The 21,284-nt window shown below is 52.3% G+C and carries 20 protein-coding genes, 1 other RNA gene and 1 pseudogene; 16 read left to right on the forward strand and 6 right to left on the reverse strand.

Features of this window, described 5'->3' with window-relative positions; genetic code table 11:
• The first annotated feature begins 21 nt into the window (after nt 1-21).
• The 10 genes from EL255_RS09560 to EL255_RS09605 all read left to right on the forward strand — a co-directional run bounded on the left by EL255_RS09560 (nt 22) and on the right by EL255_RS09605 (nt 10,946).
• Complete coding sequence (locus tag EL255_RS09560; protein WP_042653689.1) at nt 22-1,533, forward strand: CoA-acylating methylmalonate-semialdehyde dehydrogenase; 1,512 nt, start codon at nt 22-24, stop codon at nt 1,531-1,533.
• A gap of 132 nt (nt 1,534-1,665) precedes the next feature.
• Complete coding sequence (locus EL255_RS09565) at nt 1,666-2,823, forward strand: acyl-CoA dehydrogenase family protein (protein WP_042653690.1); 1,158 nt, start codon at nt 1,666-1,668, stop codon at nt 2,821-2,823.
• Nucleotides 2,824-2,983: 160 nt separating this feature from the next.
• Nucleotides 2,984-3,802 (forward strand): enoyl-CoA hydratase, encoded by an 819-nt coding sequence (locus tag EL255_RS09570; protein ID WP_042653691.1) that lies wholly within the window; start codon nt 2,984-2,986, stop codon nt 3,800-3,802.
• 63 nt (nt 3,803-3,865) lie between these two features.
• The gene (locus tag EL255_RS09575; RefSeq protein WP_042653692.1) at nt 3,866-4,963 is read left to right on the forward strand and encodes an enoyl-CoA hydratase/isomerase family protein; all 1,098 of its coding nucleotides are present in this window, start codon (nt 3,866-3,868) and stop codon (nt 4,961-4,963) included.
• Nucleotides 4,964-5,031: 68 nt separating this feature from the next.
• Nucleotides 5,032-5,943 (forward strand): 3-hydroxyisobutyrate dehydrogenase, encoded by a 912-nt coding sequence (gene mmsB, locus EL255_RS09580; protein WP_042653693.1) that lies wholly within the window; start codon nt 5,032-5,034, stop codon nt 5,941-5,943.
• Between the two features lie 145 nt (nt 5,944-6,088).
• A complete protein-coding gene (locus EL255_RS09585) occupies nt 6,089-6,850 on the forward strand; it encodes an SDR family oxidoreductase (RefSeq protein WP_042653694.1) in 762 nt (253 codons plus the stop codon).
• A 390-nt stretch (nt 6,851-7,240) separates the two neighbouring features.
• Nucleotides 7,241-8,677, forward strand: a complete 1,437-nt coding sequence (gene arcD, locus EL255_RS09590) for an arginine-ornithine antiporter (RefSeq protein WP_042653695.1) — start codon at nt 7,241-7,243, stop codon at nt 8,675-8,677.
• Nucleotides 8,678-8,770: 93 nt separating this feature from the next.
• Entirely contained in the window at nt 8,771-9,559 is a 789-nt protein-coding gene (locus EL255_RS09595) for a sulfite exporter TauE/SafE family protein (protein WP_042653696.1), read from the forward strand.
• 100 nt (nt 9,560-9,659) lie between these two features.
• Nucleotides 9,660-9,756: signal recognition particle sRNA small type (gene ffs / locus EL255_RS09600), an RNA gene on the forward strand.
• 86 nt (nt 9,757-9,842) lie between these two features.
• A complete protein-coding gene (locus EL255_RS09605) occupies nt 9,843-10,946 on the forward strand; it encodes a site-specific integrase (RefSeq protein WP_042653697.1) in 1,104 nt (367 codons plus the stop codon).
• Between the two features lie 11 nt (nt 10,947-10,957).
• Here EL255_RS09605 and EL255_RS09610 read toward each other — a convergent pair whose 3' ends face one another.
• From EL255_RS09610 to EL255_RS09625, 4 genes are all read right to left on the reverse strand, one after another.
• On the reverse strand, nt 10,958-11,416 hold the full coding sequence (locus EL255_RS09610) for a DUF8453 domain-containing protein (protein ID WP_126623307.1): 459 nt from the start codon (nt 11,414-11,416) through the stop codon (nt 10,958-10,960).
• Nucleotides 11,416-11,649, reverse strand: a complete 234-nt coding sequence (locus tag EL255_RS09615; protein ID WP_126623308.1) for an ECs_2282 family putative zinc-binding protein — start codon at nt 11,647-11,649, stop codon at nt 11,416-11,418. Before EL255_RS09615 ends, EL255_RS09610 begins: the two co-directional genes overlap by 1 nt.
• A 67-nt stretch (nt 11,650-11,716) precedes the next feature.
• Nucleotides 11,717-12,778, reverse strand: a complete 1,062-nt coding sequence (locus EL255_RS09620) for a hypothetical protein (protein ID WP_084228345.1) — start codon at nt 12,776-12,778, stop codon at nt 11,717-11,719.
• Nucleotides 12,779-12,835: 57 nt separating this feature from the next.
• On the reverse strand, nt 12,836-13,081 hold the full coding sequence (locus tag EL255_RS09625) for a hypothetical protein (protein ID WP_084228346.1): 246 nt from the start codon (nt 13,079-13,081) through the stop codon (nt 12,836-12,838).
• Between the two features lie 262 nt (nt 13,082-13,343).
• Between EL255_RS09625 and EL255_RS21730 the strand changes: the two are divergent.
• The 3 genes and pseudogenes from EL255_RS21730 to EL255_RS09640 form a co-directional block, all read left to right on the forward strand.
• Nucleotides 13,344-13,616, forward strand: a pseudogene (locus tag EL255_RS21730) (type VI secretion system PAAR protein); the annotation flags it as partial.
• A gap of 263 nt (nt 13,617-13,879) precedes the next feature.
• The gene (locus EL255_RS21345; protein ID WP_197720924.1) at nt 13,880-14,506 is read left to right on the forward strand and encodes a hypothetical protein; all 627 of its coding nucleotides are present in this window, start codon (nt 13,880-13,882) and stop codon (nt 14,504-14,506) included.
• Entirely contained in the window at nt 14,503-14,871 is a 369-nt protein-coding gene (locus EL255_RS09640; RefSeq protein ID WP_126623309.1) for a hypothetical protein, read from the forward strand. Before EL255_RS21345 ends, EL255_RS09640 begins: the two co-directional genes overlap by 4 nt.
• Nucleotides 14,872-14,963: 92 nt before the next feature.
• On the opposite strand, the gene EL255_RS09645 is transcribed toward EL255_RS09640, so the two are convergent.
• The gene (locus EL255_RS09645) at nt 14,964-15,593 is read right to left on the reverse strand and encodes an XRE family transcriptional regulator (RefSeq protein WP_126623310.1); all 630 of its coding nucleotides are present in this window, start codon (nt 15,591-15,593) and stop codon (nt 14,964-14,966) included.
• A 107-nt stretch (nt 15,594-15,700) separates the two neighbouring features.
• Between EL255_RS09645 and EL255_RS09650 the strand changes: the two genes are divergently transcribed.
• Nucleotides 15,701-15,952 (forward strand): helix-turn-helix domain-containing protein, encoded by a 252-nt coding sequence (locus EL255_RS09650; RefSeq protein WP_084228349.1) that lies wholly within the window; start codon nt 15,701-15,703, stop codon nt 15,950-15,952.
• Between the two features lie 977 nt (nt 15,953-16,929).
• Here EL255_RS09650 and EL255_RS09660 read toward each other — a convergent pair.
• The gene (locus tag EL255_RS09660; RefSeq protein WP_042653701.1) at nt 16,930-17,496 is read right to left on the reverse strand and encodes a recombinase family protein; all 567 of its coding nucleotides are present in this window, start codon (nt 17,494-17,496) and stop codon (nt 16,930-16,932) included.
• A 422-nt stretch (nt 17,497-17,918) separates the two neighbouring features.
• Here EL255_RS09660 and EL255_RS09665 point away from each other — a divergent pair, with 422 nt between their 5' ends.
• On the forward strand, nt 17,919-18,575 hold the full coding sequence (locus EL255_RS09665) for a DUF6988 family protein (RefSeq protein ID WP_048823129.1): 657 nt from the start codon (nt 17,919-17,921) through the stop codon (nt 18,573-18,575).
• Between the two features lie 658 nt (nt 18,576-19,233).
• Nucleotides 19,234-20,601 carry a hypothetical protein gene (locus EL255_RS09670; protein WP_042653702.1) on the forward strand — a complete coding sequence of 456 codons (1,368 nt, stop codon included), beginning with the start codon at nt 19,234-19,236 and terminating at the stop codon, nt 20,599-20,601.
• Nucleotides 20,602-21,284: the final 683 nt, after the last annotated feature.

Here is a 21,284-nt window from a genome sequence, read left to right on the forward strand (position 1 = left end):
TAGCGGCAAGAGGGGGGCAGCATGAGTCACCAACACACCCAGTACGGCGACCTGCCGCTCTATATAGGCGGTCAGGCCCATGCCTCCGAGAGCCAGGCATGGATCGAGGTGACCAACCCGGCGGATCAGAGCCTGCTGGCGCGCCTGCCCATGGCCACCCCGGCCGAGGTCGAGCTGGCGGTGCGTTGCGCCCACGACGCCTACCTGCTGTGGCGGGAGGTGCCGGCGCCTGAGCGGGCCAGGGTCATGTTCAACTACCAGCATCTGCTCAAGACCCATCATGACGAGCTGGCCGAGTTGCTGGCCCAGGAGACCGGCAAGAACCTGGCGGATGCCAAGGGGGATGTCTGGCGTGGCATCGAGGTGGTGGAGCAGGCCTGTGCCATCGCCAGCCAGACCATGGGGGAGACCATGGGCAACGTGGCGCGCCGGGTCGACGGTCACTCCTGGGTGCAGTCGCTCGGGGTCTGCGTCGGCATCACCCCGTTCAACTTCCCCGCCATGATACCGCTGTGGATGTTTCCGCTGGCGGTCGCCTGTGGCAACGGCTTCGTGCTCAAGCCCTCGGAGCAGGATCCGCTCACCCCCATGCGGCTGGCCGAGCTGTTCACCGAGGCGGGGGCCCCCAAGGGCATCCTCTCGGTGGTGCACGGCGGCGCCGAGCAGGTGGATGCGCTGATCACCCATCCGGATGTGAAGGCGGTCAGCTTCGTCGGCTCTGCCCGGGTCGGGGCCCACGTCTATCGCACCGCCACCGATCACCTCAAGCGCGCCCAATGCTTCGTCGGCGCCAAGAATCACATGGTGATCATGCCCGATGCCAACAAGGGGCAGGTGCTGAGCAACCTGGTGGGGGCCGGGGTCGGCGCTGCCGGCCAGCGCTGCATGGCCATCAGCGTGGCGGTGTTCGTGGGCGGTGCCCGGGAGTGGATCCCGGAGCTGGCCGCCGAATTTGCCAAAGTCAGGCCCGGGATCTGGCACGATCCGCAAGCGGCCTATGGCCCCCTCATCAGCCCTGAGGCCAAGGTGCGGGTGGAGAACCTGATCGAGGTGGGGATCAGCGAGGGTGCCGAGTGCCTGCTCGATGGCCGCTTCTGTGACGTGGCTGGTTATCCGGTGGGCAACTGGGTGGGGCCGACCCTGTTTCGCGGCGTGACCCCCGAGATGCGCATCTATAAAGAGGAGATCTTCGGCCCCGTGCTCGCCTGCCTGGAGGTTGCGGATCTGGACGAGGCGCTCGCCCTCATCAACAACAACCCCTATGGCAACGGCACCTCCATCTTCACCGGCTGCGGCGCCGCGGCCCGCAAGTTCCGCCACGAGGTGGCGGTGGGCCAGGTGGGGATCAATGTGCCAATTCCGGTGCCGCTGCCGTTCTTCTCCTTCACCGGCTGGCGCGGCTCCTTCTACGGGGACTTGCACGCTTACGGCAAGCAGGCGGTGCGCTTCTACACCGAGACCAAGACGGTGACCGAGCGCTGGTTCGACGAGGACATTCCGCACGGCCCCAATATGACCATCAGCCTGCGCTGAGCGGCGATCAGTGGTACTGAGCTGACGCCGATCGAGGAAAGAGCTCGGCAGGCTCGGAACCAGATCATAGGCCGGCACCGAGCGACAGATGGCAGCGACAGATAAACCAAGGACAACGAGGAAGCGAACGAGATGGATTTTACCCTGACCGAGGATCAGCAGGCCTACATGGAGGCCGCCACCGCCTTTGCCAATGAGGCGCTCAAACCCCATGCCGCGCGCTGGGACAGGGAGCACGAGTTTCCCATTGCCACCATCAAGCAGGCGGCCGCGCTCGGCTTTTGCGGCCTCTATACCCCGGAGCAGTACGGCGGGCTCGCGCTGCCAAGGCTGGATGCCAGCCTCATCTTCGAGCGCCTGGCCATGGGCTGCACCTCCACCACCGCCTACCTCACCATCCACAACATGGTGAGCTGGATGCTGGGCAGCTGGCTGCCCAGCGACGTGGCCGAGCAGTGGGTGCCGAGGCTCGCCAGCGGCGAGTGGCTGGGCTCTTACTGCCTCACCGAGCCGGGGGCGGGATCGGACGCTGCGGCCCTCAAGACCCGCGCGGTGCGGGACGGCGATGACTACCTCATCGACGGCAACAAGGTGTTCATCTCGGGGGCGGGCAGCACAGAGGTGCTGGTGGTGATGGCCCGCACCGGCGGCGAGGGGGCCAAGGGGATCTCAGCCTTTATGGTGCCCGCCGACACGGCGGGGATCCACTACGGCAAGGCGGAGGAGAAGATGGGCTGGAACAGCCAGCCGACCCGGGAGGTGGCCTTCAACGGGGTGCGCATCCCCACCCGTTATCGCCTCGGGCAGGAGGGGGAAGGGTTCAGGTTCGCCATGCAGGCCCTCGACGGTGGCCGCATCAACATCGCCAGCTGCTCGGTGGGCACAGCCCAGCAGGCGCTGGACGATGCGCTGGCCCATGTGCAGCAGCGCCAGCAGTTTGGCCGCCCCATCGCGGAATTTCAGAGCGTGCAGTTCCGCCTCGCCGACATGGCCACCGAGCTGGCCGCCGCCCGGCTGCTGGTGCGCCAGGCCGCCGACAAGCTGGACCACGGCAGCCCGGACAAGAGTGCCTGGTGCGCCATGGCCAAGCGCTTCGCCACCGATGTGGGTTATCGCGTCTGTGACGAAGCCCTGCAACTCTTTGGCGGCTATGGTTATATCCGCGAGTACCCGCTCGAGCGCTACCTGCGCGACACCCGGGTACACCGCATTCTGGAAGGTACCAACGAAGTGATGCGGCTGATCATCGCCCGCCGCCTGTTGGCGGATCCCGGTCTGTCGCTGGAGTAACGGACTCCTGCGCCATCTCTGGAAGACGCCAGGCAAGAAGTGATGCGGCCGATCAGCGCCCGCTGCCTCGCATGATGAATCAGGCTTTGTGAGCCAGCCGAATTTCGGCTCCATTCAACCCTGTCATCATGGCGGCAGGTTTAATGACAAGGACAGTGCAATGACAAGGATCAGGCTCGAATATCACGGTCATGTGGCCTACATCACGCTCGACCACCCGCCTGCCAACACCTGGACTCTGGCCAGCCTGCAAGCCTTCTTGCAGATGATGGTGGAGCTCGACAGCCGCCCCGACGTGGTGGCCCTGGTGATCCGCGGGGCGGGTGACAAGTTCTTCTGCGCCGGGGCCGATCTCAACATGTTTGCCGACGGCAACCCGGTACACGCCCGTGCGGTGGCCGAGGCCTTTGGTCGCGCCTTCGAGGCGCTGGCGCGTTTCCACGGTGTCAGCATCGCCGCCATCAATGGCTATGCCATGGGCGGCGGGCTGGAGGTGGCACTGGCCTGTGACATTCGCATCGCCGAGCAGCAGGCCAAGCTGGGGCTGCCTGAGGCCTCGGTGGGGCTCTTGCCCTGCGCCGGCGGCACCCAGCGTCTCACCGAGCTGGTGGGGCCGGGCTGGGCCAAACGCATGATCCTCTGTGGTGAGAAGGTGAGCGCCACCCTGGCCTACGAGATGGGGCTGGTGGAGGAGGTCGTGACCGAGGGCCATGCCTGGGGAGCGGCGCAGCAGATGGCGCAGATGGTCGAGCGCCAGAGCCCGAGCGCCCTGCGTGCCAGCAAGCAGCTGATCAATCAGGGCCGCAGCGGCCCGCGCGACGCGGCCCTGCCGCTGGAGCGCAGCCTGTTCCTCTCGCTGTTCAGCGATGCCAATCAAGGTGAGGGGGTGGCCGCCTTCCTGGAGAAGCGAGCGCCACGCTGGCACTACGGGATGGGCATAGACCCCTCATCAAAGCCGGATGGAGCCGTTCATGAGTAATAAATCCCCCTGTTTCAGGTTGTTTTCCCCATCGTTATCCCGCGAATCAGGGAGGCGCCACCGATGACTGAGTCGGTAAAGGCAAGCCTCCATCCCAGCCGGGATGGCCATCGGATCGGCGTGCTGACCCTCGACAGCCCCGCCTCCCTCAACGCCCTGAGCCTGCCGATGATCCAGGCCCTGCAACGGGTGCTCGATCGGTGGGAGCAGGATCCGACCGTGGTCTGCGTGCTGCTGCAGGGGGCCGGGGAGAAGGCGTTCTGCGCCGGGGGCGACATTCGTTCTTTTTATTACCGCCGGCAGGAGGAGAGCGAGCAGGCGCTGTTTGGCTATGCCCGCGACTTCTTCGAGCAGGAATACAGGCTCGATCACCACATTCACCGCTATGCCAAGCCACTCATCTGCGTGGCGGATGGCATTTGCATGGGGGGGGGCATAGGGCTGTTTGCCGGCGCCGGGTTCAGGGTGGTGACCGAGAAGAGCCTGTTTGCCATGCCGGAGGTGACCATAGGCCTCTATCCGGATGTGGGGGCCAGCTGGTTCCTGAGCCGGATGCCGGGGCGACTCGGGCTCTGGCTCGGCCTCACCGGGGCGCGCTTCAACGGCGCGGATGCCATCGGGCTGGGGCTGGCGGATCACGCCATCGCCAGCGATGCGCGCGCCGAGCTGCTGCCGCGTCTCGCCGCCTTGCCCTGGTCTGCGGATCCGGACGGCCGACGGGATCAGATCGATAGGCTGCTGGGCAGCCTGTGTGCCAGTTCGTCCTTGCCGGCCCCGGTGATCCTGCCCCTGCAGGCCAGGATCGATGGGCTGATGGCCGGCCGCACCCTGCAAGGGGTGCTGGAGCGGCTGTTCGATGCCGAGCTGGACGAGGCGAGCCTGGTGGCGGCGCGGGAGACCTGCCGCGGCGGCAGCCCCATCAGCCGCGCCATCCTCTGGCGCCAGTACTGGCAGGCCCGCCGCCAGTCCCTGACCGAGGTGTTCGCCGATGAGCTGGCGCTGTCGGTCAACTGCGTGCTGAAGGGGGACTTCGTGGAAGGGGTGCGGGCGCTGCTCATCGACAAGGACAGGTCCCCCCGCTGGCAGGCGGCCCAACCGGGCAGCGACTGGCTTGACGCTTTCTATCGCTGGCCCGAAGGGAAGAATCCCCTGATCCCTTAACAGCGAGTCGACAAGACAAGAGCGCCGGAAAGGCCCGGCCAGATAACGAACGGAGCAAGGAGCAAAGGATGACAAGGATCGGATTTATCGGGCTCGGCAACATGGGGGGCCCCATGGCCGCCAACCTGGCCAGGGCCGGCCACGCCGTGCAGGTGTTTGATCTGGTGGCGGAGAACCTGCAGAAGGCGATCGCCGCCGGTTGCATCGCCGCCGGCGATGCCCGCGAGGCGGTGGGTGGCTGTGAGGTGGTCATCAGCATGTTGCCGGCCGGCGAGCATGTGTGCTCGCTCTGGCTGGCAGAGGGGGGCGGTCAGGATCTGCTGGGGGCGCTGCCGGCGGGGGCCCTGGTGATCGACAGCTCCACCATAGACGTGGCCTCGGCCCGGCGGGTGGGGGAGGCGGCCAGGGCACGCGGCATTCGTTTCATCGATGCCCCCGTCTCGGGCGGCGTCGCCGGGGCGGCGGCGGGGACCCTGACCTTTATCGTCGGCGGCGAGCAGGCCGACTTCGAGGCGGCCAGGCCGATTTTGGCCCAGATGGGGCAGAATCTGTTTCATGCCGGGGCGCTGGGGGCGGGCCAGATCGCCAAGATGTGCAACAACATGCTGCTCGCCATCCACATGGCGGGCACCGCCGAGGCGCTGGCGCTCGGGGTGAAGGAGGGGCTGGATCCGAGCGTCCTCTCCACCATCATGGGCAAGAGTTCGGGTAACAACTGGAGCCTGGAGCGCTACAACCCCTGGCCCGGGGTGATGGAGAACGTGCCTGCGGCACGAGGCTACCAGGGGGGCTTTATGACCCGGCTGATGGTAAAAGATCTGGGGCTGGCGATGGCGCTGGCCGAGCATGCCCACAGCGCCGTGCCCCTGGGGGCGCTGGCCCGTAACCTGTTCAACCTGCATGCGAGCCAGGGTCAGGGGGCCAAGGATTTTTCCAGCATCCTGGAGCTATATCTCGATAAGGCACCCAGTGACAAATAAGCGCCAGGGTCAAGGACTGCTCCGGCATCGTCGCACTCTATCTGGATAAATCGCTGATCAGTCCCAAAGCGGTTGAGTCGAGGCGACACCGCCCTCGGCCCGTTCACCCAACCATTTATGGCCAGTCAGCTGGCAAGGAGTCTCCATGGATATCAAGCAGAAGGTTATCGCCATCACGGGGGCGGGGCGAGGACTGGGCCGCGCCATCGCCCTCAGCCTGGCCGCTCAGGGGGCTGTGCTGGCCCTCATCGACGTCAATCGCGCCGATCTGGAGGTCACCGAGGCCGAGCTGCGCAGTCGGGATGGCCGCTGCGCCCTGTTCGTCTGCAACGTGGCGGACGAGCCCGAGGTGGAGGCGACCTTCGCCGCCATCAAGGAGCAATTTGGCGTCTTGCACGGCCTTATCAATTGCGCCGGGATCCTGCGGGACGGCATGCTGATCAAGGTGAAGGAGGGGGAGCTGGTGGAGAAGATGAGCCTGGCCCAGTGGCAGGCGGTCATCGACGTCAACCTGACCGGCACCTTCCTCTGTGGCCGCGAGGGGGCGGCGCTGATGGCCAAGGGCGGGCAGGGGGGGGTCATGATCAACATCTCCTCCATCGCCCGCGCCGGCAACATAGGCCAGAGCAACTATGCCGCCAGCAAGGCGGGGGTGGCCTCGCTGGTGGTGACCTGGGCGCGGGAGCTGTCCCGCCACGGGATCCGGGTGATGGGCATAGCCCCCGGCGTCTTTGCCACCGACATGACGGCGGCGATGAAACCGGAGGCGATGGCCCGGATGCAGCAGGCCATCCCGGTCGGCACCCTGGGGCAGGCGGCGCAACTGGCCCAGACGGTGCAATTCATTCTCGCCAATGACTATCTGTCCGGGCGGATAATCGATCTCGACGGTGGCCTGCGGCTCTGACGCGGGTCGCCGACCAGGACCTCGCCCCTTGCCTTCGGCACAGGGGCGTTTTTATTGGCTGTCTGCGCCGCCGGCCCCGCCTGGCGGGGCCTCGGGCACCTGCATGTCCATGCAGCGCTGATCTGGAAAAGGCGGGGCGAGGTCATGGAAAAATGAGAAATATCAATGGGTCTTTCTGAATTTGAACCAGCTCACAGGCCTCAGGGGTCAGTGCTGTAGAATTGCGCGCGGTCAAGGTGGCGCATGATTGGCACCGCGAGGGATTGCGGTCGGAATAGTCATGCAATATAGTTGCCGCCTTTTTCACGGGGCTCGGACTCTTCGCCCCTCCCATGTCGCGCGCAGTATGAATACGGACGCTCTGCAGCCGCCTAATCAAACAGGATTGAGATGGACAAGAAACTAGGGCTTGGCGCCCTCATCTCGCTGGTGATCGGCTCCATGGTCGGCGCCGGGGTCTTCAGTCTGCCACAAAATATCGCCGCTCATGCCAGTGCCGGGGCCGTCGCCCTGGGTTGGGCCATCACCGGTCTTGGCATGATCTGCCTCGCGCTGGTCTACCAGAATCTCTCCATGCGCCGCCCGGATCTCGACGGCGGTATCTTCAGTTATGCCAAGGCGGGCTTCGGCGACTTCGTCGGCTTCAACGCCGCCTGGGGTTACTGGCTCTGCCAACTGCTGGCCAACGTCTCCTACGCCATAGTGGTGTTTAGCGCGCTGAGCTACTTCTTCGATACCCCCGACAACGTCATCTTCGGTGACGGCAACACGCCGGTGGCCATCACGCTCGCCTCCCTGCTCATCTGGTCGGTACATGCCCTGGTGCTGCGCGGGATCCAGGTCGCCGCCCTGGTGAACATAGTCACCACCATCGCCAAGATGGTGCCGCTCATCGTGTTCTGTGTCGCCGTCCTGCTCGCCTTCAACATGGAGACCTTCACCCTGGACATCTGGGGACAGGGCAACATGGAGCTGGGATCCGTGATGGATCAGGTCAAGTCCACCATGAAGGTGACGCTCTGGGTCTTCATCGGCATCGAGGGGGCCGTGGTGGTCTCCGCCCGCGCCCGTCATCGCAAGGACGTGGGCCGTGCCACCGTGCTGGCGCTGCTCGGCGCCCTGGCGCTCTATGTGATGGTGACCCTGTTCTCCCTTGGCGTGATGAGCCAGCCACAACTGGCCGCCCTCAAGAACCCCTCCACCGCCATGATCCTGGAGGCCGTGGTCGGCCCCTGGGGCGCCTGGCTCATCAACATCGGTCTGGTGATCTCGGTGATCGGGGCCCTGCTGAGCTGGACAGTGCTGGCGGCGGAAGTGCCCTACATCGCCGGCAAGACCGGGGTCTTCCCGGCCTGGTTTGCCAAGGAGAACAAGAACGGCTCGCCCAAGGTGTCGCTCTGGTGCTCCACCTGTCTGGTGCAGATCTTCCTCATCATCATCTATTTCCAGAGCAGCACCTACCTGGCGCTGGTCAACATCGCCACCTCGGCGGCCCTGGTGCCTTATGTCTTCTCCGGCGCCTATGGGCTCAAGCTGGCGCTGAGCGGGGAGACCTATCAGGGCCAGCCGCACCAGCGCAAGCGTGACCTGCTGCTGGCGCTGGTGGCCACCGTCTACGGCTGCTGGCTGGTCTATGCCGCCGGGGTGGAATACCTGCTGCTGGTGGCGCTGCTCTACAGCCCGGGCATCTTCATCTATTGGAAGGCGCGCCAGCATCATGGGCTGCGCAGCCTCAACCGGCTGGAGCAGGGGATGACGGCGGCCCTGCTCGGTTGCGCCGTGCTGGCCTTCTACAAGGTGATGGACGGTACCATTCCCCTGCATTAATCGGCACAATAAAGAGATGGCCTCCTGGCCATCTTTTTTTTCAGGTGTCGACTGGCAGAAACGGACGGTGACGCCGCTTGGGAAGGACATTCTATGCTGTTTATGGGTTATCTGCTGTTGGGGGCCTTCGCGGGCATATTGGCGGGGCTGTTCGGGATCGGGGGGGGGCTCATCATAGTGCCGGTGCTGGTCTTCACCTACCATGCCCAGGGGGTCTCCCCCGATATCATCACCCATCTCGCGCTCGGCACCTCGCTGCCCACCATGATCTTCACCGGCTTCAGCTCGCTGCGAGTGCATAAACAGGCGGGCGCCGTCGACTGGCTGATCATCCGTCGGCTGGCGGTCGGCATGCTGGTCGGCGCCTGGCTCGGCGGCATGACGGCCAACCTGCTCAGCGCCAGCACCCTCAACGTCATCATAGGTTGCTTCGCCTGGACCATGGCCGTGCAGATGGGGCTCAACCTCAGACCCAAGGCGGAACGCCATCTGCCTGGTCCGGTCGGCACCGGCATCGCGGGTACCGTCATCGGCTGGATGTCGGCGCTGTTTGGCATCGGCGGGGGCTCCCTGACCGTGCCTTACCTCAGCTGGAACAGCGTGCCGATGCGCAACGCCGTCGCGGCCTCCGCCGCCTGCAGCATCCCCATTGCGCTGGCGGGCAGCCTCAGCTATCTCTACGCCGGCTGGGGCCATGCCGGTTTGCCCGAGTGGAGCCTGGGCTTCATCTATCTGCCGGCCTTGCTCGGCATCATCCTCACCAGCACCCTGTTTGCCCGCATCGGCGCCCGGCTGGCACACCGTCTTCCCCCTCAGCGACTCAAGCAGGCATTCGCCATGCTGATGTTGGTGATAGGGGCAAAATTTATGCTATTTAGCTGATTTATTGGCTAATTGCCGAAAAAGCAGGCAAACGCACCATCCCCGGGCAGAAAGCCATTGCAATGAAACGGGACTTTGCTATTCTCGTCGCCGGTGGTCCCATTGGTCCTCTCGCATTGATAACCCGTCGACCTGGTCAGGACCGGAAGGTAGCAGCCAAGGTGGGGGACTCGAGTGCCGGGATGTGGCTGGTGGGGCCACCACCTGTTTCTGAAAATCAATAAGTTACAGCATTTAGCTCTCTTGGTGATCCACTTTGTGTGGATGATTATAGGGAATCTAAGTGAACCTTTGCCTTAGCCGTCACGGCATCTGGTACTACCGGAAAGTCACCACTCTTCCCTGCGGTCGTCGGAAAGAGATCAAGAAATCTCTGCAGACTCGGGACAAACTGGTCGCACGAAGCAAGGTGGCTCAGTTGCTTGCCTGTGTGCGATCTAGTGCTATCTCATCCCCCTGTAAGCAATTCCAGAACGATCCTGAATCCCTGCAATCTGAGCAGAAGCTTCTGCCTCTTGTACCCCTCCTATCAGCCCTATGTGACCGCTATCTGAAAGAGAAAGCCATCTCTTGGTCGCCCAAAGAGCTCAGCAACCAGAAGAACTACATTGGCTACTTCATCAAAATGCTGGGGGACAGACCTCCAACCGCGTACAGCAAGGCCGATGTGGTCAAGTTCAAGGACGAGTTGCTGAACTCGGGTAAGAGCCCGACGACTATCAACAAGTATCTCCAGAAGCTCTCCCTGCTGTTCGTCTGGCTGGGCAATCACCACGAAGGCATCGTCAATCACTTCGCAGGGCTCAAGCTACAACGGGTCAAAGAGGTTAATGCTCGAAGCGGGTACACATCTGTGGAGAAACAGCGGTTGATCCAGTGGGCGAAGGAGCAGGAGCTATACCGCAAGTGGATAGCGTTACTTGGCCTATATACCGGAGCGAGAGCCAATGAAATTTGCCAGTTGTACGCGGACGATGTGCAGCAGGTTGACAAGGTGTGGTGCCTGAACATCCGAGACAACCGCCCAGACCAGAAGCTCAAGACGGCCAACAGTGCTCGCCTGATCCCGATTCATTCCTCGTTGATCTCTGGTGGTTTTATCGACTTCGTGCAGGATAGGGCAGGGGGGCGGCTATTCCCTGAGTTACCCCACCGACAAGACGGTTACAGCCATCTCTGGGGGCAGTGGTTCAGTCGCCATCGTCCCGTAGACAAAGACTTCCACAGCCTGCGGCATACCGTGGCAACAGCGTTGAAGGATCATGGTGTACCGCTACAGTACGCGGCTGCCATCCTGGGCCATACCAATGGAGCCATCAGCTATGATCGGTACGGTGGTGGGGTAGCAGTCGAGAAGCTGCAGGCTGCTATCGAAGTGGCACTATGAGGGAGCCATGATTAAGATCCGTGTGGTGCGATAGTTGTTTCAACCTCTTGATTTTTACCCCTAGTATCATCCCATAAAAGTTTAATCGTGACTGCAGAGGGAGTCGCTAAAGCTGTTGAAACTAATAAGTCAAAGTTTCCACCTGGTTGTATAATATCTAAGGGTAATGCATCCTCTTGAATCCAAAATTCTTTTACTGCAGGGCACACTAGCCTGATATTTCTTGCTGGAGATTTCCCTTTGTTATATATCTTCAGTCGATAAGTTTTACCTATCTTAACTACACGAGCATTCAAGTCTGCACTAATAGCGTTAACAGCGTTTTCTTGTTCTCTTCGCAATATAAGTTTGTTTAAATAATCTGCAGTGTTTGCAATCTCATCCTGACGCTGATTAAATTTAATGGTTTTGTAAATAGAATACGCGGATAGTAACAATGCTAAAAGAGCTATAGCATCAGTTAATGTCATCATCTCAATCCTTTAATATTTTTTAATTTCTTACTCAGGTCTGAAATAAACTCATTATGGAGTTCTTTTATCGCTGCTTCTGTCGATTCTGTATTTTGATAGATCAACGAATCTTTATCCAACTCAGATTTACAGTCTGAGCAACGATAAAATTCTTCTGATATAGACTCAAATTGAGAGTTACCACATACAGGGCAAAGTAAAGTTATGTGTGTCGAATAGTCATTTTTCATACTCAGCTCTCTTGGTTAAACATACAATGAAAATATTCTATTTTTTATTATCTTAGTTACTTTTTATCTATTCATATCTGAGCTCACCAAATAGTCCAATCATCAAATCGTCTTCGAGAACTTCAAAAGGTAACTCGATATAGTCATTTGGATGTCTTAATAGTGCTTTGCCATCATTAGGTGCATTTTTAGTATGACCTTTTACATGTTCATCATTTTCTTTGATGTAAGGAAAAACAACTATTCTTCCATGATTCTTAGAAAGAATTTTACCTTCTTTCCACAATGTATTTCCGGCGGAGTTAGAACCTGAATCACCAACAGCCTTTACTTCCCATCCAACATTTCCATTATCTTCATACCAGAACACAAAGTCCCCGGCCAGCAACACTTTTTGTCCACGTGCTTTAGCATCAGCTAATAGCAACTTAACGCTCGCAAGCTGGAGAAGTTTATTAGCCCTTGGTAATAGCATGGTCCGTATCTTAGCTTTAGTTTTACCCCAGTGCTCTGCACCAGATAAACCAAATCCACCTGCTATGCGTTCACGATAGCACAGTTGAATAGCTTTTTTAGTTTTTATATTTCGCTGACTCCAATCATTATGCTCTTTAAGATGAAGAATAACTCCATATGGTGGAACATAAAGAACTTTAATGTATGGTGTTTCATTTAATATTTTGACTGCAGCATCTTTGAAGTCTTGTGATAGATTAGGGAACACAAAGTTATCAGCAGTCTTTTTTGGCACATTCTTATGCAATCTAATCGCCTCTCGAAGCATTAAAACCTCTTCATTCAAAAGACGCTCCTTAGAGGTAACTGCTTTTTCAACTTTGAGGCGTAGAGATTTTTTCTCTTCAACACTTAAAGGAAATTGGTCAATCTCCTGAATGTAAAGTTTGTTATTCTCAGTCGCTGTTGAACTTGCTATTTTAAGATCATCATATAAATCTAGACGAATAGAACCATTTTCGTCTTGTTTGTATTTTTTATACCAGTGCAATGTTAGATCATCTTTGATCTTCAAGACTGACATGAAGAATTTTGTATAACTGGATTCAATGAACATGCTTGGCCACTCAGCTAAGGTTATAAATCTGGCACCTGGCATTTGTTCTAATTTCATCTGTGATACCTCATGAGTATACCAAGACAAAGGGCTCTAAAGAGCCCTTTTCATCATTCAACGATCTTTGTCACTTTGGGAAACGATAGAACCAGCGAGGCTTTTAGTCAGGTCACTGTATTTGTCACTTTGTAACGCTGCACCGGCCCTAGTTTCCATTTCGGCACTGGGCTGTTTACCAGTACGAGTCTGAGCAAGCACAGAACCAGCAAAGGATTTCTGGATGTCAGACGCATGAGGATCGTTCAAAACCTGAGCCGCTTGGCTGGCAACAGAGGAAGAGGTTTGTTTCTTGTTTGTCATAACAACGAGGCCTTTTGTTGGGTTTGCAATTAACACTGTATATAGTGCATGTCGTGAGATTACATACAATATATTGTGTGTTGGAGACCTTTTCAAGTCCTCTTGTTCAAATTCCAAACACTGATTGCAATGGCTTTTTTGAGTCCTTACCGCTTATGTGAAAGCCTTTCAAACTGACTCTTTCAGCTCTGGTTAATAGTCTCAATTGGTGCAGCATGGTAAAGTGTGGTTTTTGGCCAGTGGAGCACAAGGAGCCGTAGTTTTGAGTAAAAATGCCGCAAAAGTAGGAGATATTGGGACAGATCATGATGGCTTTCACCCTACAGCCATCACCGCAGGGTCACCAGATGTGTTCATAGATGGGATTCCAGCTGCCCGAGTTGGTGATCCTCTAGCTCCTCATGACAAGCCAAATAATCCCCCTCATCCCCGTTCCATCGCTTCCGGCTCTTCTACGGTGCTAGTGAATGGAAAACCTCTGGCAATCACTGGTGGTGACGTTGATTGCGGTGGAGTAATCATTGGTTCAGGCACTGTCATAGTGGGAGACATGGCCCCATCAGGGCAATCAAGCTTCATTCCACGAGTAACTCCGTGGTTTGATACCCATGTTCGTCTACTTGGCTCTACTGGTGAGCCTCTAGCAGATTTCAAATTCACCTATACCGACAATGCAGGAAAAACACACCATGCCATGACTGGGTCTGATGGGGTAGCTACTGGTCTTGCCAAGTCACAGAAGCCACAAAAAATCACTGTTGAGGGTAATAATAAACACTGGCTCGCGAAGGGGAAATGATGAACAACATACTGACTACACCTCTTGAGGATTTTTTCATCACAGATATTCGTCTGAATACTGATAAAGATTTCTTGATTCCGTTGATTTTTACCTCATATCGTATCGCAGTTCGTGGGCAGTTTGGACTCTATTATCTTGGACATGCCGGTGTTCTACTTGTAAATGGTGCAACAGGTCAAACACGATACTATGAATATGGCCGTTACCCCGACCCAAAAGCATTCGAACCAGGTATTGTGCGAGGTAGCATTAAGCAACCAGTTGAGCTTGATAGCGGGATGATTGTTGAGAGCAGTTTTAAATCAACACTACATGAAATTTCACAAAGCCATGGTCAATCTAGTAACATTGCTGGTGTAGTAATGCGAGGCTATTTCTACGAAAAAGCTTTAGATTGGATTAATAAAAAGAGACGCGAAAACCATAGCCCAACCAAAGAGGGGTATGGGCTTTTCCAAAATAACTGTATGACGTTCGTTATTGATCTTGCAGAACACTTAGGGCTTGATACCTATTGGCGTCCACCGATTGTCGTCCCAACGTTATACGCAGAGCAGTTCCAGCTTCAATATACTGATTTGGACTACGATTTTAAGAATGATATCTTAGAGGTGTCAGAATGAATAGGTTATTCGTCATAACAAAAAAACTATACCACATCTTTTCTTTTTTATGTGTTCTTGGTGTGGTCTTGATTTTTATATTTTCAGTTGATATTCCCGTGTATGATGATGAACCGTTTACGGATGGGAATGGTATCACCTGGATAAAGAACAAGGGAGTAATAAATGGCTACAAAGTGATAGAATCGAAGCCAAGCACATACAACTTAAAAGTCTTTGAACTAGACAAGAATAAGAAACCTGTTGTTGTCGCCAATAGTGATTTTAAAGTTGACTTGCCATTAGTATCACCATTACAAGCTAGCGACTTCTCACTTTATGATGGTCAAAAGGTTCTGTTGAAAGCAAAATTAAAATTAAGATGATTACTTGCCATCATGAAAAAGCCCCCAACTAAGGGGGTTTTTCAACTTCTTTAGGTGGTGTGCTATCCCATCCCAAGTAGAAAGTATAAAAATCAACCTAGTTGATTAAGAACTAACACTGGCTCGCCTAGAATTTCGAAGATGCTTAGTGATTCATCAGTAACAACTATTTCGTTATACTTTTTATTATCACTGGTCAAGCTATACCCTTCAGAAACTATCTGCACTCTCTTGTATAAGTAGCTTCCCGCCTTACGCATAACAACTACTTTGCTATCCCTGAGCTCTTTCTGGCCCTGGTCTATGACTAGAACACTCATCACGCCAAACGTGGGCACCATCACATCACTGTCTACTAGTAGGGCTGCAAGACGGCCAGCATTCTCCTGGAGAGTCGGGAAGGTTTCTAAATCCAAAAAAAGGAATTCACTTTTATTCAAAAAAGGAATTTTAAGTATCCTGCCGCTCTCGGCGTCTCGATCTACAGCCAGAGCCCCCCCTCTAAATTCTTCACCTGTAGCCAGCCATTCCACTGAGACGTTCCCAGCCTTAGCGAGCAGCACAAGATTCTCTAGAGTAGGGCTAGAAACGCCCTGTAGGTAGTTATGGACAGTGCTATACCCAATGCCTGCCCTCTTAGCGAAGTCGCGGCCAGAGCCTGCCGGAACGATGGATTTAAGCCTCTCGCTGAATTGCAAAATGCTCTCTTTCTTATCAGTCATAGCGTCACCTATCACCACAACAAAAGGAACAAGAGATCCTTATTATGGTTTGACATGTTCCATATAATGATCAATCATGTGCTTAATGTAAGTAACGAGTGGTCATTATGAGTATTCATAATCCTGAAGAATCGCAGAAAAAGGAGCCGGATGCCAGCAGTAAGAGCTGGCATAGAGCAGACATACTCGCAGCCATAAAGAAGAAGGGAGGAACTCTGGCACAGCTATCGAGAACAAATGGCCTACACGAAAGGACACTGTATAACGCACTAGAACGACATTGGCCTAAAGGTGAGCGGATCATTGCTGAACATATCGGTGTAGCTGTCCATATTATTTGGCCTGATAGATATAAATGATTAGACGATCACAAAGGATAAATTATGGCAAATTATTTCACTATCGCTTGTCCACACTGCCGTAGCACAACCACCGTTCAGACTGGTATCGCTAAAAGTGGAACAGGCATTGGTCAATGCCGAAATTGTTCGAAGATCATTAAAGTTACCGTCGATGGAAAAGGTAATGTAATCAAAGTCTCTTGGGGAAAACTGCATTTACTAACTGGACTTAAGATATGGATAAAAACGAAAACCAGATCAATTGCATCTACTGTAATGAATTGATCGCAGCTAAAGCAAAAAAATGTAAGCACTGCGGTGAGATAATAGATCCCCAGATGCGAGACATTGAAAGACTCATGAGGGAAAAGAACAATTCCAATATAGTGGTTAGCAATAACAATAACTTACAAAATTCATCATCCCAAGCAAAAAAATTCCCACACATAGCCCACGGCATTATGGTTCTACTCACTGGGGGGATTTGGATTTTTGTCTGGATAATCCATTATATATTCAGAGACAAGAACTCATATTCATAATTTCAAAACTGTTCCCAATAGAGCACATATTGTGATAAAAATACTTTTACTCTCATTAACCATATCAGCATCGTGCAATGTATTAGCAACGACTGCCTCATCTGGTAAAATTGAGCCACCATTCAAGATTGGCAATGAGGTTGTGTGCCTAAAAGAAGTTCAGCAACACATGACCCCTTTCTTACAAAATTCCGAACAGGAAAGCGGTGTTAAGTATAAGTTCATCGTCAAATCTGGATTATCATACAATGAAATGGCAGGCCTACGCATACAAATAAACCGTGTGGATTCTGGGCTAGATGTTCGAGTGGCTGATATGGATTACTACTGGCTCCAAGAACGTGGAAGCATGTGCCAGCCAAGTTACTTAGTGCTTGATAGAACCGAAAGTTAATACTCAAATAGCAAAAGGATATGTGGTTACTTTTTCCACATATCCTTTTTCTTTAGATATCATCCCTGTTCAGCACTAATCATTTCCTTTTTGACACGAAACACGGTTGCTCTACCGCAGTCGCACAGCTTCGCGATCTCATCAGGTGTGTTCTTCCCAGCCAAGAGCATTTCAGTGATCTTGCTATGAAGTTCCTTGTTCTTCTGTTTTCCCTTGTATCGGCCAGCATCTTTAGCAATGGCTATGCCTTCATTACGTCTCGATGCGATCATGCCTCGCTCAAACTCTGCAACAGCCCCCATCATGGTTAGGATCAGACGACTTTGCGGGGAGTTGTCAAAGCTCATGCCGTTAGCCAGGAAGCGAACAACGATACCCCGTTCAACAAGGCTATCTATCATTTCCAGTAAGTCGCGGGTGTTACGTGCAAGACGGTCAATAGAATGGGCTACAAGGGTATCGCCTTCGCGGAGATGTGAAAGCAGGTTCAGCAGTTCTGGCCTTTCACTAGTAGACTTCCCTGATTCCTTCTCAGAAATGATCTTATCGCAAACAGGTTCCAAGACTGCTAATTGACGTTCAAGGCTTTGATCTTTTGTCGAAACTCTCGCATATCCAAAAATCATGTCTTACCCCTGTCTGCCATCAAGTATCGTTTAGATTGAATCAATGATACTGTATCATATAGATTCCTTCAACATATAAATGATACTAAACGAGACTCAGCAGAGCGGTATCACTAGGGAGTAGTCAAAAGAGATTTCTGTTTAGTGTCTTTTTCAACCCGGATCGCAAAAAAGATACGTGATTACCCATGATCCTCAGCCTCTGGTACGCAGGACTGCTATCAGGCCAGAAACAACTTCGAACGAGGTATTCCAACTGAAGTTTCGCACTCCATAGAGTCCATATCGAGAATCAGTAATTGCCATTTACTCAGGATGGTTGAGTTTAATGGGTTATCACGAAACGCTTTTCTGCTGTTGAGAGTTGGGATAGCCTTAAATCTGTAGAATGCCCTATTAAAAGTTATTTTAGGTAGGCTGATATGCTCTTTAATCAGTTGCTTGCACGTTCTGCGGTATTGGAGGAGCGACTAGCTGACTTCTTCTCGTTACCGCTGGTAAATGATTCCAGTCGTCTACAGGCTGCTAGGGCACTTGCTAGTCTTAGCTTTGAACATGCTCAAAGCTTGAAGTATCTAGTGGCAGCAGGCCTACATACATCTGCCGCAGCCCTACTTCGTGTGCAGTATGAGTCGCTGGTTCGTTCTCTTTGGGTGCTTTACGTTGCGACGGACAGCCAAGCTGAATTGATGCTCGCTGAGCTCACGCAGGATACTGCTAAGCAAGCCAACAAAATTCCGATGCTCAGCCAAATGCTAGAAGCAATCGAGGAGAAAGCACCACATGCACCAGTGGCTCATCTCAAGGAGTTCAAACATTACTCGTGGCGGCCTCTGAGCTCTTTTGTGCACGGTGGCATCCATGCAGTGAATCGTCATGGTAGGGGCTTCCCGCCGGAGCTGGTTCTGATGCAAATCCGACACTCGAATGGGCTGCTGGGGATTGCAGGTAATCTGCTTTTGATCCTAGCCGGCGTGCCAGCAGAGGCCGGTAAAATGGCTGGCATATATGCTGAGTTTCAAGACTGTTTTCCCCCGGCCGATTCACCTTACCCGCGAACCACTGAGCCATCTTACTAATTCACAGCTGAGGCTCGTGGGTAATCACGAAAAGATAAAGTATATCTTGACATTTTTCAAAAATGTCACATTAAATATTATTCCAGTGGCTCAGATGATTTTTGACTAGTGCAGATAAAAACAGGCTAATTTCTGTTCTGAGTATGAGATTCCTTAGACTTTCAGATTTCGTAGTGAAGGGGCTGGGGTTTGATCAGGGTCAGCCTTAAAGGCCAGTCAGCATAGGTCGAGAGAGTAATACTTGAGGGATTTATAAAATTAAGGTTGACACCGACAGCTTAATTATTATTTTTCTGAAAAAACGGCTCCATTTTTGCTATAATAGAAAAATCCAGAATTACAACGCTTCAAACTCTAGCAGCTTCCAGCTCTAGGGCATTGGTGTATTCTTAAAAATAAGATCCAAAAGGATGTATTTAGCTGAATAATACCATATGCAGTGCCATCTATATTTTCAGCTAATAAATATTTGAATAACTGAGAATGCAGTTACATTAAAGTCTATTTGGAATAACATCCATACAATAAAAAAAAAGGCAGAATACCTAACTAAAAGTATCCTGCTCTAGGAGATATGTTTTCTATAAAAACAATAATATCATAAAGTATTTATAGTTTCAGTTTCCCCAAAAAATCAAAACAATAAAAGGGGCATAGTATGTCAAAAGGAAAATTAAAATTTATCAGTAGTGATTGTGGTAGTGGTAAGACCAAAGCAATGGTTGAACTAATCAACAGTGACAAAGTTAAAACTATCGTAACTCAGAATACAATCAAGCTAATGGAACAAACCCATCAATACATAAAAGACTCAATCCTAATCTGTTCTACCAACGTTGGCTCTGATGAATGTGTGATGGATCGGGTGGTTGAGTTTTTAAAGAGCCCAACTCATAAAGTTCTGATCATCAGTGACAAGTCATTTAGTAATATCTCTGTGTCTCTTCTTCAAAGTTGGAGAATATTCGTTGATGATGTGACTACCTTTAGTGATTTCAAAAATATCAATGAAATTGATCCAGATATGAAGAAAATTGTTCAAAACAAGGTATTCAGTTCTGTTGAGGTCTTTGGTGATGATGCAAATTTCATTACTGCACAGAAGACTAACAACAAAGGGGACTTGCTTGTAAATCTAACTAAGTCATTCAGCATTGTTGAGAGTAATGATAAGTTCTTTATGAATAGTAGTTGGTTTCTTGAGGCTGAGAAAATTCAATTAGGTATTACTGCATTTCGTGATATGAGTAAGTATCTTGGTTTTGATATTACATTCATGGCAAACAACTTTGAGAAATCAACAGTCTATCTTGCTCACCCAGAATTGTTTGAGAAAATTAAATTAGAGGGACTCTCAACAAGAGTTATTCCAGTAAAAGAAAGACTAAAAGTGTTCTACTTCACCAAGAGAATTCTGAGTAAGACATGGAAAGATGCAAACCCCAATGAACTAAAGAAAGTTTATGATCACCTCAGCCATGAACTACCAGAAAAATATTATTGGACTAATAACAATTCTGATACATTATCTCTAAGTGGCACTAAGATTAGTCCAGATGCAAGAGGTATTAATTCTCTTCAAAGTTATGATACTTGTGTATGGCTTGCCTGTATGCGTCCAAACCCTGTTGACGTTATTCATAGCAAGTATGCTTTTGGAATTGATGGCGAGCAGTTAGTTGTTGCACGAGAGCATGAGAACATCTATCAATTTGTCAATCGTGGTGTTGTTCGTGATTATGATAGTTCTGAAATTCAAACTGTGTATGTGTTCAGTGAAGAACAAGCACTGAGTCTGGTGGATAAACCAGAGTATATTGATTTGGGTTTAGATAATAATGAACCAAAGAAGGTAGGGGCACCAGTGAAATTAGTAACTGTTCCCAATTCAGTTAACGCAAACATATCTAGATACAAAAAGGAGAATCCAACTCTTGAACAGTTCAGGGCGTGGGTATTAAAGAAGAAATGGGATGATGAAGTCAAAGAACTTGTAATTGAGAATTTCATGAAGAAAGTTAAGTGACATCGTTATAAAACCAATAATGTTAACTTTTAATGCCTTAATACTTATAGGGGTTTTTAGTTAACATTTTAGAGAGACGTGGAGTAATCAACCTTAGCGAGTGCCTAGAGGCCGAGCGACCCACTGACTTCGAGTGAAACGAGTTAGTCAGCCAACAAGCAAGCGAAGCGAGTGCGGGAGTTACTCCGAGAGAATATCCCCAGTTACTATTTGGAAGTAGTTCTTAATGTAGTATCCATCTATTGAATATCGAGTTATCCACTTCGTTACTAACTCTCAACTCGTTCAGCAATCCGAACAAGTCGGATTACTTCTCTTTGTTTTTTTAATTTTTAGTATTTCTATTAATGGAAACTCATTTTAATAAAAACTAGTTGGGCATATGAGGAACTGCAAGTTCCGAATAGGCGGAATGAATCGACGTAGGAGATTCAGACCTAAATTATAGTAATTCATCTTGAATAATTCTACTCACTTCCTTTACTTCGATCAGTCAGCTCATTGGAACTCGCAATTACTTCGAGATCTACAAGCTGTTCTCTTGTAATGGCTTCTCTTTTTTTGAGTCTACTTATATAGGGAAAAAATATTATCTCAATGCGATAGCAATACTCCATTCGTGCGATAACGACTGACCGAAGGGCGGAGGTGAAGCAGAACCCGACTTATACAATGGATCTCCA

This window comes from Aeromonas encheleia (assembly GCF_900637545.1).
Lineage (GTDB): Bacteria > Pseudomonadota > Gammaproteobacteria > Enterobacterales > Aeromonadaceae > Aeromonas > Aeromonas encheleia.